Annotated in this window: 1 protein-coding gene; it reads left to right on the forward strand. The window is 62.6% G+C overall.

The window, feature by feature from the left end:
- Positions 1-423 (forward strand): transposase (locus ACZXDY_RS46455; protein ID WP_464350095.1); only part of this gene is annotated, 423 nt, incomplete at both ends.

A 423-nucleotide genomic window follows, 5' to 3' on the forward strand; every position in this document is an offset into this window, starting at 1 on the left:
CTGCACCGCGTCCGCGATCGATTGGTCGGTCAGCGTACCGGCGCCATCAATCAGATCCGTGCGTTCCTACTGGAGCGGGGCATCGCCGTGCGGCAAGGCCTGCATTCCCTGCGGTTCGAGTTGCCGGGTATCTTGGCAACTCGCACCGATGTTCTCTCGCCTCGCATGTTGCGCATCATCGAGGGTCTGGCCGAAGACTGGCGCCGGCTGGATGAGCGTATCGAGGGTCTATCTAGCGAGATCGAAACACTGGCCCGTCAAGATAAGGCCTGCCAGCGACTGATGACGGTGCCTGGCATTGGCCCGATCATCTCGAGCGCAATGGTCGCCGCGATCGGCACTGGAGACGTATTCTCGAAAGGCCGCGACTTCGGCGCCTGGCTTGGACTGGTGCCGAAGCAGATATCGACCGGCGACCGCACG

This window comes from Bradyrhizobium sp. LeoB3 (genome assembly GCF_055456055.1).